Annotated in this window: 13 protein-coding genes; 12 read left to right on the forward strand and 1 reads right to left on the reverse strand. The window is 73.1% G+C overall.

Annotated features, from left to right (window positions below; genetic code table 11):
* Positions 1-53 precede the first annotated feature (53 nt).
* The 7 genes from GRQ65_RS22725 to GRQ65_RS22155 all read left to right on the forward strand — a co-directional run bounded on the left by GRQ65_RS22725 (position 54) and on the right by GRQ65_RS22155 (position 6,583).
* Positions 54-809, forward strand: coding sequence for an amino acid ABC transporter ATP-binding protein (locus GRQ65_RS22725; protein WP_337191680.1), 756 nt, complete (start codon positions 54-56; stop codon positions 807-809).
* Positions 809-1,546, forward strand: coding sequence for an amino acid ABC transporter permease (locus GRQ65_RS10810; protein WP_160877995.1), 738 nt, complete (start codon positions 809-811; stop codon positions 1,544-1,546). The genes GRQ65_RS22725 and GRQ65_RS10810 overlap by 1 nt, the downstream gene beginning before the upstream one ends.
* A 112-nt stretch (positions 1,547-1,658) precedes the next feature.
* Positions 1,659-2,528 carry an ABC transporter substrate-binding protein gene (locus GRQ65_RS10815; RefSeq protein WP_237448145.1) on the forward strand — a complete coding sequence of 290 codons (870 nt, stop codon included), beginning with the start codon at positions 1,659-1,661 and terminating at the stop codon, positions 2,526-2,528.
* Between the two features lie 3 nt (positions 2,529-2,531).
* Positions 2,532-4,043: an NAD(P)/FAD-dependent oxidoreductase gene (locus tag GRQ65_RS10820; RefSeq protein ID WP_160877997.1), complete on the forward strand. Its 1,512-nt coding sequence runs from the start codon at positions 2,532-2,534 to the stop codon at positions 4,041-4,043.
* A complete protein-coding gene (locus tag GRQ65_RS10825) occupies positions 4,040-5,263 on the forward strand; it encodes an FAD-dependent oxidoreductase (RefSeq protein ID WP_160877998.1) in 1,224 nt (407 codons plus the stop codon). The genes GRQ65_RS10820 and GRQ65_RS10825 overlap by 4 nt, the downstream gene beginning before the upstream one ends.
* A gap of 34 nt (positions 5,264-5,297) precedes the next feature.
* Positions 5,298-6,254: a dihydrodipicolinate synthase family protein gene (locus GRQ65_RS10830; protein WP_160877999.1), complete on the forward strand. Its 957-nt coding sequence runs from the start codon at positions 5,298-5,300 to the stop codon at positions 6,252-6,254.
* A complete protein-coding gene (locus GRQ65_RS22155; RefSeq protein WP_160878000.1) occupies positions 6,251-6,583 on the forward strand; it encodes a 2Fe-2S iron-sulfur cluster-binding protein in 333 nt (110 codons plus the stop codon). The genes GRQ65_RS10830 and GRQ65_RS22155 overlap by 4 nt, the downstream gene beginning before the upstream one ends.
* A gap of 13 nt (positions 6,584-6,596) precedes the next feature.
* Here the strand turns inward: GRQ65_RS22155 and GRQ65_RS10840 are convergent, their stop codons facing one another.
* Positions 6,597-8,108 carry an NAD-dependent succinate-semialdehyde dehydrogenase gene (locus tag GRQ65_RS10840; protein ID WP_337191635.1) on the reverse strand — a complete coding sequence of 504 codons (1,512 nt, stop codon included), beginning with the start codon at positions 8,106-8,108 and terminating at the stop codon, positions 6,597-6,599.
* A gap of 149 nt (positions 8,109-8,257) precedes the next feature.
* Here GRQ65_RS10840 and GRQ65_RS10845 point away from each other — a divergent pair, with 149 nt between their 5' ends.
* From GRQ65_RS10845 to GRQ65_RS10865, 5 genes are all read left to right on the forward strand, one after another.
* Entirely contained in the window at positions 8,258-9,628 is a 1,371-nt protein-coding gene (locus tag GRQ65_RS10845) for an aminotransferase (protein ID WP_202387955.1), read from the forward strand.
* Positions 9,625-10,785 (forward strand): NAD(+)/NADH kinase, encoded by a 1,161-nt coding sequence (locus GRQ65_RS10850; RefSeq protein ID WP_202387956.1) that lies wholly within the window; start codon positions 9,625-9,627, stop codon positions 10,783-10,785. Before GRQ65_RS10845 ends, GRQ65_RS10850 begins: the two co-directional genes overlap by 4 nt.
* A gap of 72 nt (positions 10,786-10,857) precedes the next feature.
* Positions 10,858-12,240, forward strand: a complete 1,383-nt coding sequence (gene gcvPA, locus GRQ65_RS10855; RefSeq protein WP_202387957.1) for an aminomethyl-transferring glycine dehydrogenase subunit GcvPA — start codon at positions 10,858-10,860, stop codon at positions 12,238-12,240.
* Positions 12,237-13,763: an aminomethyl-transferring glycine dehydrogenase subunit GcvPB gene (gcvPB, locus tag GRQ65_RS10860; protein WP_160878002.1), complete on the forward strand. Its 1,527-nt coding sequence runs from the start codon at positions 12,237-12,239 to the stop codon at positions 13,761-13,763. The genes gcvPA and gcvPB overlap by 4 nt, the downstream gene beginning before the upstream one ends.
* Complete coding sequence (locus GRQ65_RS10865; protein ID WP_202387958.1) at positions 13,760-14,722, forward strand: 3-hydroxyacyl-CoA dehydrogenase; 963 nt, start codon at positions 13,760-13,762, stop codon at positions 14,720-14,722. The genes gcvPB and GRQ65_RS10865 overlap by 4 nt, the downstream gene beginning before the upstream one ends.
* Positions 14,723-14,735 lie beyond the last annotated feature (13 nt).

Consider the following 14,735-nt stretch of genomic DNA (forward strand, 5'->3'; position numbering starts at 1 on the left):
GCGCACCGGCGGCCCAGCCCGGCGTCGCCACCACCGGCGACACCAGCCAGCCCGTGGTCCGCATCCGCGGGCTGCGCAAGTCCTTCGGCGACCTCGAGGTGCTGCACGGCATCGACCTCGACGTCCACGCCGGCGAGCACGTCGTGCTGTTCGGCCCCTCGGGGTCGGGCAAGTCGACGGTGCTGCGCAGCATCAACCTGCTCGAGGAGCCGAACTCCGGCTCGGTCTGCGTCGACGGCGTGGAGTACGGCCCCGGCCTCCCCGGTGAGAAGGGGAGCGGGAAGCCGGCCAAGCGCGGCAAGCCGATCGAGCTGCGCCGCAAGGTCGGCATGGTCTTCCAGCAGTTCAACCTCTTCCCGCACCTGACGGCGCTCGAGAACGTCGCGCTGCCGCTGCGCTCGGTCAAGGGGATGAAGGCCGACGACGCCAACCGCAAGGCGGCCGAGTCGCTGCGCCAGGTCGGCCTGCTGCAGCGGGCCGCGCACTACCCCGGGCAGCTCTCCGGTGGTCAGCAGCAGCGCGTGGCGATCGCCCGGGCGCTCAGCCAGGACCCCAAGGTGATGCTGTTCGACGAGCCCACGTCGGCCCTCGACCCCGAGCTGGTGGGCGAGGTGCTGCGCGTGATGCACGAGCTGGCCGAGGCCGGCATGACCATGGTCGTCGTCACCCACGAGCTGGGCTTCGCCCGCGAGATCGGCGACCTCAACGTGTTCATGGACGCCGGGGTGGTGGTGGAGACGGGCTCGAGCGAGCTCTTCGACCACCCGACCGACCCGCGCTGCCAGGACTTCATGAGGGCGGTGCGCTGATGGGGATCACGAGCTACGACTGGGGTCTCATCTGGGACTACCGCAGCGAGCTGCTGCACGGTCTGCTGACCGCGCTGGAGGTGTCCGTCGTCGCGCTGGTCATCTCGGTGGTCGCGGGCCTCGGGCTGGCGATGGTGCGCCTCGGCAAGGCGCCGTTCACCTGGATCGCCGCGATCTACATCAACGTCTTCCGCGGCATGCCCGCGCTGGTGACGGTCATCTGGATCTACTTCGGTGTCTCGCTGGTGCTCGGCATCAACTTCACCGTCTTCCAGGCCGGCGTCATCGCGCTGTCGCTGCTCTACAGCGCGTTCATGGCCGAGATCTTCCGCTCGGCGCTGCAGGCCGTGCCGCACGGGCACCGCGAGGCCGGCCAGGCGCTCGGCATGCGCGACACCCGCATCTTCTTCTCGGTCGTCGCGCCGCAGGCCTTCAAGATCGCCCTGCCCAACGTCGGCAGCATGTTCATCGGGATGATCAAGGACACCTCGACGTTCACGGTCATCGGCCTGCTCGAGGTGGTCCGGGTCGTGCAGAACGTCAACGCCCAGACCTTCCAGCCCTTCGTGCTCTACACCGCGGCCGCCGCGATCTACGTGCTCGTCGCCTTCGCCGTCGACCTGCTCTTCCGCGTCGGCGAGGGTGCGTTCTCGACCCCGCCCAAGGGCGTCGTCTCGAAGATGCTGCGCGGCCGCAAGCAGCGCCGCATCGAGGCGCTCGTCGCCGAGCTCGCCTGAGCCCACACCACCTGCCCCCGCCACAGCCGTCCGGGCTCTCGGTCGCCCGGTCACAGCGACACCCGCACCACCCGCCCGTTCGCCCACCTGGAAGGAAGCCGCTGTGCTCAGGATGACCCGCACCAACGCAGTACGACGGATGGCCGTCGTCGCCAGCTCGATCACCCTCGCCCTCTCGCTCGCCGCGTGCGGCGGGGGTGACGACGACAGCAACGCCTCGGACGGCTCGGGCGACGGCGGCTCGTCGTCGCAGGACCTCGGCCTGATGAAGGACGGCACGCTGACCGTCGGCATGAACCTGCAGTTCAAGCCGGAGATGTACCTCGACGACGACAACGAGCCCGCCGGCTACGACGTCGACCTGCTCAACGACCTCGCCGACGAGATGGGCGTCAAGCTCGACATCGTCAACCTCGACTTCGACGGCCTCATCCCGGGTCTGCAGTCGAAGCAGTTCGACATGGTCTCGGTCGGCCTCACCGCCACCGACGAGCGCAAGAAGGTCATCGACTTCAGCCGCGAGTACGTCCCCTACGTCAGCGTGCTGGCCGTGCCCCAGGACGACGAGGGCCCGTTCACGATCGACAACTACAACAAGTCCGGCGTGAAGATCACCGCCCTCCAGGGCTCCTCCGGCGAGCAGCTCGCCAAGGACACCTTCCCCGACGCCGACGTCCAGGGCTTCAGCCAGCAGAACGCCGCCCTGCTCGAGGTCGGCACCGGCCGCGCCCAGGCCTCGGTGCTCGAGGACTACATCCTCGCGCAGTACCAGGCCAGCAACCCCGACCAGCTGAAGAAGGCCGACCTGCCCGAGCCGCTCGCCATCGGCTACGGCAGCTGGGCGGTCCAGAAGGGCAACTCGACCCTGGTCGACGAGCTCGACTCGTTCCTGTGCACCGCGCAGGACGACGGCACCCTGGCCGAGCTGTACAAGAAGAACTTCGGGGTCGACGACTTCCCCGAGATGCCCGGTGGGTGCTGACCTGTGCTGACTGAGCAGCGCCTCGACCTCCTCGTCGTCGGCGGTGGCCCGGCGGGCATGTCCGCCGCACGCACGGCCGCCGACGTCGGGATGCGGGTGCTGCTCGTCGACGAACGGCCGACCCTCGGGGGTCAGATCTACAAGCAGCCGGGTCCGGGCGCACGCGTCACGGACCCGGCTGCGGCCGACCGCAGCACGGCGTACGGCCGCAGCCTCATCGAGGCCGCGCAGGCCAGCGCCGCCGACCTGGTGCTGCGCACCTCGGTCGTCGCGGTCGAGCAGGACGACGACGGCTTCGCGGTCGTCGTCGTCCCCGACGGGGAGCGCGCCACGACGCTGCGCACCCGCCGCCTGCTGCTCAGCTGCGGCGCCCACGACCGTCCGGTGGTGTTCCCCGGCTGGACCCTGCCCGGCGTCGTGACCGCCGGCGGCATGCAGTCGATGGCCAAGAGCCAGTTCGTGCTGCCCGGTCGCCGGATGGTCTTCGCCGGCTCCGGTCCGGTCGCGCTCGCCTTCCCGGCCCAGCTCGCGCACTACGGCGCCGACATCGCGGTCGCCCTCGAGGCCGGGCCCGCGCCGCGCCCCGGCGACGCCGCGCAGGTCGCGCGGATCGCGCGCGGCAACACCGACCTGCTGCGCGACGCCGCGCGCTACCGCGCCACGCTGCTGCGCCACCGCGTCCCGCTGCGCTACGGCCGCGTCGTCGTCCGCGCCGAGGGCGACGGTCGTGTCGAGCGCGTCGTCCACGCCGCCGTCGACCGCGACTGGCGCGTCCTGCCCGGCACCGAGCAGTCCGTCGAGGCCGACGTGCTCTGCATCGGCTACGGCTTCGTGCCGAGCCTCGAGCTGCTCCGCCTCGCCGGCTGCGAGACCGACTTCGACGAGGACCTCGGCGGCCGGGTCGCCCGCAAGGACGACTGGGGCCGCACGTCGGTCTCCGGCGTGTACGCCGCGGGCGACGGCACCGGCGTCGAGGGCTCCTACGTCGCGATCGACGAGGGCGTCCTCGCCGCGCTCGCCGCGGCCCGCGACGCCGGGGTGCTCGACGAGCGCGCCGCCGACGAGCGGGCCGTGCCGGCCCGGCGCCGCCTGCGCCGCCGCCGCGCCCTCGCCCGCTCGACGCGCCGCCTCTTCCGCGTCGGCCCCGGCATCTACGACCTCGCAGACGGCGACACGGTCGTGTGCCGCTGCGAGGGCATCACCCAGGCCGAGGTCGGCCGCGCTGCCGACGCCACCGACGACGTGAGCGTCGTCAAGGCGCTCACCCGAGCCGGCATGGGACCGTGCCAGGGCCGCAACTGCGCCCGGCACGTCGCCGCGACGATCGCCAAGGCCCACGACCGTCCGGTCGGCACCGTCGACTTCGCGACCGCGCGGATGCCCGTGCGCCCGGTGCCGATCTCCGCGATGGCCGACGCCGACGTCGCCGACCCGGGGCTCTTCGTGGCCGACCACGAGGCCGACGGCGCCGACGGCGCCGACGTGGCCGTCGCCCGCGAGGAGGGCCCGCTGTGAGCGCATCGTCCCCGAGCGCCCTGGGCCCGGTCCCGTCGCTGGACAGCCTGCGGGCGCCGCTGCCCGCCGAGACCGACGTCGCGATCGTCGGCGGCGGCATCGCCGGCGCCGCGCTCGCCTTCTACCTCGCCCGCGCCGGCGTCGAGGTCGTGCTCGTCGACCGCGGCGAGCTCAACCGCGAGGCCTCCGGCACCAACGCCGGCAGCTTCCACCTGCAGCTGGCCATCCACCAGCTCAGCGGTGCCGGCACCGGCGCCGACCGCGACCGGCTGCTCGCCGACGCCCGGCTCAGCCTCGAGGCCTACCGCCTCTGGCAGGAGCTCGACGACGAGCTCGACGGCGACGTCCACCTGCACGAGACCGGCGGCTGGATGGTCGCCGAGACGCCCGAGCAGGTCCAGGTGCTGCGCGACAAGCACGAGCTCGAGCAGCTCGCCGGCATCGAGACCGAGGTCGTCGAGGGCGACGCGCTGCGCGAGCGCGCGCCGTACCTCTCCCCACGCGTCCTCGCCGCGACGTACTGCCCGACCGAGGGGCACGCCGACCCGCTGTCCGTCACCCCGCTCTACGCCGTCCGTGCGGCCGAGCACGGCGCCCAGCTGCGCACCCACGTCTCGGTCCAGGCCATCGACCACCACCCGGACCAGCCCCACCGCTTCACGGTGCGCACCGACCAGGGCGACCTGCGGGCGCGCCGCGTCGTGGACTGCGCCGGCGCGTGGTCGGGCGAGGTCGCCGCGATGGTCGGGCTGCGGCTGCCGGTGCGCCACGAGGGGCTGCACGTCAACGTCACCGAGCGCCGTCCGCGGCTCCTGCCCTCGATGGTGCAGCACATCGGGCGGCGCCTCACGCTCAAGCAGAGCTCGCAGGGCACCTTCATCATCGGTGGCGGCTGGCCCGCCCCGGCCGTGCCGCTGCCGCAGCGCTACCCGACCCGCTGGCAGAGCGCCGCGGGCAACGTCGCCGTCGCCCTCGACGTCGTCCCGGCGCTGGGCGACGCCCGCGTCGTCCGCACCTGGTCGGGCGTCATCGTCTTCACCGACGACATGTCGCCGGTGGTGGGGGAGTCCGAGCTCGTGCCCGGCTTCTTCGCCTGCATCGCCTCGACCGGCTTCACCTTCAGCCCGATGTTCGCCCGCCAGCTCGCCGCGCAGATGAGCGCCCCGGGCGAGCACGAGCCCTTCCCGGAGCGGTACGCCGTCGACCGGGCCCAACCCTGACCTCCCCCACCTCAGACCCAGGAGCGCAGACACCATGGACCGCCACGACGTCGACTGGCAGGGCTACTTCCCCGCCTTCGTGACCCCCTTCACCGAGGACGGCGCGCTCGACCTCGACACCCTCGCCGCGCTCGTCGAGCACTACGTCGCCGAGGGGATGCACGGCATCGTCGTCAACGGCACCTGCGGCGAGTGGTTCTCCCAGAGCGAGGAAGAGCGCCGCCAGGTCGCCGAGGCTGCCGTCGGTGCCGCCGCCGGTCGGCTGACCGTCCTCGTCGGCTGCACGTCCTACCGCGCCGGCGAGGTCGCCGACCTGGCGACGCACGCGCTCGGCGCTGGTGCCGACGGCGTGCTCGTCTCGCCGCCGCCCTACGTCAAGCTCTTCGCGCCCGAGGTCGTCGCGTTCTACGAGGACGTCAGCTCGCGGGTCTCCGGCCCGATCACGGTCTACAACTGGCCCTACGGCGCCGGCATCGACATCGACACCGAGCTCGCCGACCGGCTCGCCGACGTCGAGCACGTCGTCGCGATCAAGGACAGCACCCCGAGCCTCGAGCAGTTCTTCGCCACCTCGCGCCGGGTGCGCGACCGGGTGCGGGTCTTCGGCCCCTACCTCTCGGAGGCGGGGCTCGAGGAGCTGCGCGAGCACGGTGGCGACGGCACCGTCGGCGGCGGGTCGCTCTGGGGGCGACCCGACCCGACGTACTACGAGCAGGTCTGGGCGGGCGACTTCGAGGCCGCCCGTCCGCACGCGGTCCGCTCCGACGCGCTCTTCCCGCAGCTGTGGCTGCCGGGCGGCTGGGCCGGCAAGTACGGCTCCTACCAGAGCCAGCTCAAGGAGCTGATGCGCATGCTCGGCCAGCCCGCCGGTCACGTGCGCGCCCCGCGCCTGCCGATCACCGACCCCGACTCGCTCGCCGAGATGCGGGCGGTCCTGGTCAGCGCCGGGCTGCTGGAGGGTGAGCCTCAGGCCGTGCAGGCGCCCGCGTGAAGCGCAGGACGGGCCCGCGCATCGACCCCCAGCCGGGGGTCGAGCGCGGCGAGCCCGTGACGATCAGCGTCGACGGCCGCCCGGTCGCCTCCTACCTCGGCGAGAGCGTGGCGGCGGCGATGATCGCCGACACCGACGACCTCACGCTGCGGCGTACGGCGGACGGCGAGCCGCGCGGGCTGTTCTGCGGGATGGGCGTCTGCTTCGAGTGCCTGGTCGTCGTCGACGGGGTGCCCGGCACCCGCGCCTGCATGACGTGGGTGCGCGAGGGCATGCAGGTCGACACGCAGGTCGGCCCGGGGCCAGGCGGCCGTGACCCGGCCGCCTGACCCGCCCTCGCCCCTAGGCGAGGCCGTCGATGCAGAGGTACTTCATCTCGGTGAACTCGTCGATGCCGTGGCGCGAGCCCTCGCGACCGAGCCCCGACTCCTTCACCCCGCCGAACGGCGCGCCCTCGTAGGAGATGAGGCCGGTGTTGATGCCGACCACGCCGAAGTCCAGCGCCTCGCCCACGCGCCAGGTGCGACCCAGGCTGCCGGTGAAGAAGTAGGCCGCCAGCCCGAACTCCGTGTCGTTGGCCAGCGCGACGGCCTCCTCCTCGGTCTCGAACCGGATCACCGCGGCGAGCGGGCCGAAGGTCTCCTCGCGGGCGACGAGCATGTCGCCGCGCACGCCGGTGAGCAGGGTCGGCTCGAAGAACGTGCCGCCCAGCTCGTGGGTGCCGCCGCCCTGCACGACCTGCGCGCCGCCGGCGACCGCGTCGTCGATGTGGCGCTGGACCTTGGCGACCGCCTCGTCGGAGATGAGCGGGCCCTGCTCGGATCCCTCGTCGAAGCCGTAGCCCACCGTGAGCGCTGCGACAGCCGCGCTCAGGCGCTCGACGAACGCGTCGTGGATGCCCGACTGCACCAGGATGCGGTTGGCGCACACGCAGGTCTGGCCGGCGTTGCGGAACTTCGAGGCCATCGCGCCCGCGACCGCGAGGTCGAGGTCGGCGTCGTCGAAGACGATGAGCGGGGCGTTGCCGCCGAGCTCGAGGGCCAGCTTCTTGACCGTGCCGGCGCACTGGCGCATGAGCAGCTTGCCCACCGCGGTGGAGCCGGTGAAGCTCAGTGCCCGCACGACCGGGCTGCCGGTCAGCACGCCGCCGACCTCCTCGGCGGGGCCGGGCACGACGGCCAGCACGCCGGCGGGCACGCCCGCGCGGTGCGCGAGCTCGGCCAGGGCGGTCGCCGACAGCGGCGTCTCGTCGGCGGGCTTGACGACCATCGGGCAGCCCGCGGCGATCGCCGGGGCGACCTTGCGCAGGATCATGGCGGAGGGGAAGTTCCACGGCGTGATGGCCGCGGTGACGCCCACGGGCTGACGGACGGTCAGCAGCCGGCGCCCGGCGTTGTTGGTCGGGATGACGTCGCCGTAGACGCGCTTGCACTCCTCGGCGTACCACTCCACGAAGCCGGCGCCGTAGAGGATCTCCCCGCGGGCCTCGGCCCACGGCTTGCCCTGCTCGGCGGTGAGGATCGTGGCGAGGTCGTCGGCGTGCTCGACGATCAGCTCGTACCACCGGCGCATCACCTTCGCGCGCTCCGGCGCGGTCGTCGCGGCCCAGCCCCCGAACGCCGCCTCGGCCGCGGCGAGCGCGTCCTCGACGTCGGCCGCCGTCGCGGCGGACATCCGCGCGACCAGCGAGCCGTTGCCCGGGTCGAGGACGTCGAAGGCCTCGCCCTTGCCGTCGCGCCACTCGCCGTCGACGAAGAGCTGCGTGCGCAGCAGCGCCGAGTCGTTGAGCCGGTCGTTCAGCCGGTCCTCCAGCCCGTTCTCCAGGCGGTCCTGCTCGTGCGTCGTGGTGTCCACAGCGGCCTCTCTCACGGGGTCGTCCACTCCGACGACCGTTCTGCGCCCAACTGTACGCTTTGCGCGCAGCCAGTGCTACAGTCCGACCACCTCCAGAACCCACACCAGCCCACCCGCCGACCCCTCGAGATGTGCAGGCAGCCATGACCGTGAGCAGCGTCGAAGACCTCGACCGGCAGTACTTCTTCCACCCCTTCACCCACGCGCGCGACCACGAGCGCTCGGGTCCGCTGACGATGGTCAGCGGCCGCGGCTCGACGCTCGTCGACGCGCAGGGCAAGGAGTACCTCGACGCCATGGCGGGGCTGTGGTGCGTCAACATCGGCTACGGCAACGAGGAGATGGCCGACGCGCTGGCCGCCCAGACCCGCCAGCTGGCCTATTACCACACGTTCGCGTCCATGGGGAACGAGCCGGTGGCCCGCCTGGCGCACCGTCTGGTGACCGACGCCCCCGGCGACATGGCCAAGGTGTTCTTCGGCAACAGCGGCTCCGACGCCAACGACACCCAGGTCAAGCTGGTCTGGTACTACAACAACGTCCTGGGCCGTCCGGAGAAGAAGAAGATCATCTCCCGCGAGCGCGGCTACCACGGCGTGACCGTGATGTCCGGCAGCCTCTGCGGCCTCCCGGGCATGCACACCGGCTTCGACCTGCCGCTGCCGATGGTCCGCTTCGCCCGCGCGCCGCACCACCGCTTCGAGGGCCTCGAGGGCGAGACCGAGGAGCAGTTCGTCGCCCGCCTCGCCCAGGAGCTCGACGACCTGATCGTCGCCGAGGGTCCCGAGACGGTCGCGGCGTTCATCGCCGAGCCGCTCCAGGCCGCCGGCGGCGTCATCGTCCCGCCGGCCGGCTACTTCCCGGCGATCCAGGAGGTGCTGCGCCGCCACGACGTGCTGCTGATCGCCGACGAGGTCGTCTGCGGCTTCGGTCGCACCGGCGAGTGGTTCGGCTCCACGACCTTCGGCGTCGAGCCCGACCTGATGACGGTGGCCAAGGGCATCACCTCGGCCTACGTGCCGCTCTCGGCGGTCATCGTGTCCTCGCCGGTCTGGGACGTCATCGCGTCCGGCTCGGAGAAGTTCGGTCTCTTCAGCCACGGCTACACCTACTCCGCGCACCCGCTCGCCGCGACCGCGGCGATGACCAACCTCGACATCGTCGAGCGCGACGGGCTGATGGGTCAGGCCAAGGCCCGCGGTGACCACCTGGCGCAGCGTCTCCACGCGGCGTTCGACGGCCACCCGCTCGTCGCCGAGGTGCGCGGGCACGGCCTGGTCGGGGCGGTGGAGTTCGCCGAGTCGCTCGAGCCGCTGCGCCGCTTCGAGCCCCGCGCCAAGGTCTCGGGCGCCATCGTCAAGCGCGCCCGTGAGCTGGGCGTCATCACCCGCGCCCTGCCGAACGCCGACACGATCTCCTTCTCGCCGCCGTTCGTGGTCACCGAGGCCGAGCTCGACCAGATGGTGGCCGGCACCCGCCAGGCCCTCGACGACGTCTGCCGCGAGCTCGGACTGGCGTGACCTCGTCCGGCCCGTGGGCCGCCCGCGCGCGGGTCCTCGGCATCGTCGTCAACCCGGTCGCCGGCATGGGCGGCCGGGTCGGGCTGCACGGCACCGACGGCCAGGTCGAGCTCGCCCGGGCGCGGGGTGCGGAGCCGGTGGCGCCGGCCCGCGCGCGCCGGGCGCTCGCGCGGCTCCACGAGCTGGCTCCCGACCTCGACGTCGTGGTCGCGCCCGGCGCCCTGGGTGCCGACCACCTGCCGGACGCGACCGGCTGGCGGGTCACGGTGCTGGACGGCCCGGAGCCGGGGGCCGAGACCACGGCCGACGACACCCGGGCCGCCGTGAGCGCGCTCGTGGCCGCGGGCGTCGACCTGCTCCTCTTCGTGGGCGGCGACGGCACGGCCCGCGACGTCGCCGGTGCCGTCTGGGCGGTCTGCGACGACTGCGTGCCGGTGCTGGGCGTGCCGGCCGGGGTCAAGATGCACTCCGCCGTCTTCGGCCTCACGCCCGAGACGGCCGCCCTGGCCGCGTCGCGCCACCTCGCGGCACCCGAGCGGCACGGCACCCGGCAGGCCGAGGTCGTCGACCGCGACGCAGCCGGCGACGTACGCCTCTACGGCACGGTCCAGGTGCCGGCCCTGCCGGCCGGGGTCCAGCCGGCCAAGGGCGCACCGGCGCCGCTGGCCGACGACGCGACGGCCCTGGCCGCCGAGGTCGCGGCCGAGCTGGAGCCCGGTCGGCTCTACCTCCTCGGCCCCGGCGCGACCGTCGACCAGGTCGGTCACGCGCTCGGCCTCGCCACCACGCCCCTGGGCGTCGACGCGGTGTGCGACGGCCGGCTCCTCGCCGTCGACGCCGACGAGGCGACCCTGCTCGACCTGCTCGCCCGCCACGACCGCGCCACCCTCGTGCTCGGCGTCGTCGGCGGGCAGGGCTTCCTGCTCGGCCGCGGCAACCAGCAGCTCTCGCCCGCCGTGCTCCGCGCGCTGGCGGCCGCCGACCCGGCCGGGCTCGCCGGCATCCTGGTGCTGGCCACCCCCGCCAAGGTGGGGGCGCTGCCCGAGCCCGTCCTCCACGTCGACCTCGACGACCCCGAGCTCGCCGCCGAGCTCGCGGGCTACCGCCGCGTGCGCACCGCGCCGGGGCGCAGCACCGTGCTGCGGGTCGAGACCTGACACCGCTGCGACCCACCGCTGAGATCCACCGCTGAGACGATCGACCAGTCCATCCGAGAGGGGAGCCCGCCCGTGGCCCATCCGTACATGCCCAACTCCGCGGCCGAGAGCAAGGCCACGATGATGGCGGCCGTCGGCGTGGCCGACGTCGACGAGCTGTTCGAGCAGATCCCCGAGGACCACCTCGCCCGCGAGTCCAACGGCCTGGCGCCGGGCGTGCGCTCCGAGGCGACCGTGCGCCGCCTCGTCCGCGGCCTCATCGACCGCAACGACGACTGCGTCGCCAACCTCAGCTTCCTCGGTGCCGGTCTCTGGCAGCACCACGTGCCCGCCGTGGTCGACGAGATCGTGACCCGCAGCGAGTTCCTCACCCCGGTGTGGGGCACGACGTCCTCGGACTTCGGCCGCAACCAGGCGTGGTTCGAGTACGCCTCGATGCTCGGCGAGCTGCTGGCCATGGACTTCGTCGGCCTGCCCGTCTACAGCTGGGGCAGCGCCGCCGGCAACGCGATCCGGATGGCCGCGCGCCTGACCGGTCGCGGTGAGGTCGTCGTCCCGGCCTCGATCTCGCCCGAGCGGCTCATGGTGATCCGCACCTACTGCGGCCTGGTGGGCGGCAACGACCCGATCAGCGTGCGACTGGTCGACTTCGACCCGGCGTCCGGCACCGTGGACGTCGCCGCGCTCGGCCTCGGGCCCGACACAGCCGCGGTCTACCTCGAGACGCCCAACCACCTCGGCGTCGTCGAGACCGCCGTCGCCGAGATCGCCGCGGCCGCGCGCGCCAACGGCACCGAGACCGTGCTCGGCGTCGACCCGATCTCGCTCGGCCTGCTCGCCGCCCCCGGCGACCTCGGCGCCGACGTCGTGGTCGGCTCGACCCAGCCGCTGGGTGTGCACCTGCACGCCGGCGGCGGTGTGGGCGGCTTCATCGCCACCCGCGACGAGGAGCGCTACGCCCGCGAGTACCCCACCCTGCAGGTCAGCGTCGCCGAGACCACGCGCGGCGAGCGCTCCTTCGGCATGACGCTGTTCCACCAGTCGTCCTACGGCTCGCGCGAGGACGGCAACGACTGGACCGGCAACTCGGTCTACCTCTGGACCGTCGCCAACGCCGTCTACATGTCGCTGCTCGGCCCGCAGGGCTTCGCCGAGCTGGGCCGCACGATCCTCGCCAACGCGCGGTACGCCGCGGGCCGGGTCGCCGAGCTCGACGGCGTCACCGTGCGCTGGCCGGACGGCTTCTTCAAGGAGTTCGTCGTCGACTTCTCCGCCACCGGGCGCAGCGTCGCCGACATCAACGCCGGGCTCCGCGCCCACCACGTCTTCGGCGGCAAGGACCTGTCGACCGACTTCCCCGACCTCGGTCAGAGCGCGCTCTACTGCGTGACCGAGCTGCACACCGCCGACGACATCGACGCGCTGGTCACGGCGCTGAAGGAGGTCCTCGCATGAGCGAGCTGCGCAACTACCACGCCGCGGTCTGGGACGAGCCCCTCGTCATGGAGCTCTCGGCCCCCGGCCGTCGCGGCAACGTCCCGCCCGCGCCGATCGCCGAGCTCGACCCGGCCACCGCCCTGCCCGGTGCCGTGCTGCGCCAGGCGGCACCCGCCCTGCCCGAGGTCGCCGAGCCCGACGTCCTGCGCCACTTCCTGCACCTGTCGCAGGAGACGATGGGCATGGTCGGCATCAGCCTCTTCGGCACCTGCACGATGAAGTACAACCCGCGCGTCGGCGAGCAGCTCAGCGGTCGCGACGGCATGGCCGAGCTCCACCCCGACCAGGACGACAGCACCCTCCAGGGGCTCCTCGAGGCGGTGCACCGCTTCGACCTGATGCTGCGCGGGCTCTCGGGCATGGACCGCTTCGTCTTCCAGCCCGGCGGCGGCGCGCACGCGGCGTACACCCACACCGCGGTGACGCGCGCCTACTTCGCCGACCGCGGCGAGCTCGAGCAGCGCCGCGAGATCATCACGACGGCCCAGGCCCACCCGTGCAACCCCGCGACCGCGTCGGCGGCGGGGTTCGACGTCATCACGCTCCCGGTCGAGGAGGACGGCTACGCCTCGCTCGACGCGCTCAAGGCGGTGCTCTCCGACCGCACCGCGGCGCTGATGATCAACAACCCCGACGACATGGGCATCTACAACCCGCACATCAAGGAGTGGGTCGACGCCGTCCACGAGGTCGGCGGGCTCTGCTTCTACGACCACGCCAACTTCAACGGCGTCATGGGCCGGCTGCGGGCGCGCGAGCTCGGCTTCGACGCCTGCATGTTCATGCTCCACAAGACCTTCGGCGTCGCCAAGGGCGGCGGCGGCCCGGCCGTCGGTGCCTACGGCTGCTCCGAGGAGCTCGCGACCTACCTCCCCGGTCCGCTCGTCGAGGCGACCGAGGACGGCTACGTCCGCCGCGAGAACCCGCGCGGCGTCGGCCGGGTGCGGGAGTACCTCGGCAACCTCAACCAGGTCGTCAAGGCGTTCGGCTGGCTCACCGCCATGGGTGCCGACGGCATCCGCGAGGCCGCCGACATCTCCGTGCTGGCCAACAACTACATGGAGGTGCGCCTGCTCGAGCTCAAGGGCGTCACCAAGGCGTTTCCCCAGATGACCAAGCGCCGCCTGGAGATGACGCGCTTCAGCCTGGAGGAGTACACCGCCGAGACCGGCATCACCGCGGTCGACGTGCAGAACCGGATGGGCGACTACGGCATCGACGCGTTCTGGCTGAGCCACGAGCCGTGGATCGTGCCCGAGCCGTTCACGCCCGAGGCCGGCGAGACCTGGTCGCTCGAGGACATCGACTACTGGATCGACGTACTGGCCCACGTGCTCGAGGAGGGTCGCTCCGACCCCGAGCTCGTGCGCACGGCGCCGCACCAGCAGGTCGTGGGCCAGCTCGACGGCTCCTCGCTCGACGACCCGGAGAAGTGGGCCACCACCTGGCGGGCGCATCGGCGCAAGAGCGGTCGCGGGTGACCGAGGTGTCGTCCCCGCCGCCCGTCGCGGTCGTCGGGGCCGGCAGCATCGGCGTGGCCTGGGCGATCGTCTTCGCCCGGGCCGGCCACCCCGTCCGGGTCCACGACGTCGACGGCGCGCGCCTCGACGCGGTCCACGCGGAGCTCGACGAGCGGCTCGAGCAGCTGCGGCTGCACGGGCTGCTCGACGACCCCGCGCCGGTCGCGGCCCGGGTGGTGGTCGTCGCGGAGCTCGCCGACGCGGTCGACGGTGCGGTCCACGTGCAGGAGTGCGTGGTCGAGTCCGAGCCGGTCAAGCGCGAGCTGTTCGCCGAGCTCGACCGGCTCTGCGCCGACGACGCGGTGCTCGCCTCGTCGTCGTCGATGATGCCGGTCTCGCGCTTCGCCGCCGACCTGCCCGGCCGCGCCCGGTGCCTGGTCGTCCACCCCGGCAACCCGCCGTACCTGCTGCCGGTCGCGGAGCTGGTGCCCGCGCCGTTCACCGCGGACGAGGTGGTGGAGCGGACGCACGCGCTGCTCGCCGGCGCCGGGATGCGGCCGGTGCGGGTCCACCAGGAGGTCGAGGGGTTCGTCTACAACCGGCTGCAGGGCGCGCTGCTGCGCGAGGCCTACCGCCTCGTGCGCGACGGCGTGGCCTCGGCCGCCGACGTCGACACCGTCGTCAGCCACGGCCTCGGCCGGCGCTGGGCGGTCATCGGCCCGTTCGCCACCGCCGATCTCAACACCCGCGGCGGGATCGAGCGCCACGCCCAGGTCATGGGGCCGGCGTACCTGCGGATGGGGGAGTCGGCCGGTGAGCGCGACCAGGGCGTGGACGGCACCTGGCCGGTCGAGCTGGTCGGCGAGGTCGCGACCTCGGTGCACGAGCGGCTGCCGCTCGAGCAGTGGTCCGAGCACGTGCTGCGCCGCGACGAGGCGATCATGCGGCTCACCGCGGCCGGCCCCGAGCTCGGGGCCTGAGCCACCGTGACGG

Origin of the sequence: Nocardioides flavescens (assembly GCF_009823805.1) — a bacterium.
GTDB lineage: Bacteria > Actinomycetota > Actinomycetes > Propionibacteriales > Nocardioidaceae > Nocardioides > Nocardioides flavescens.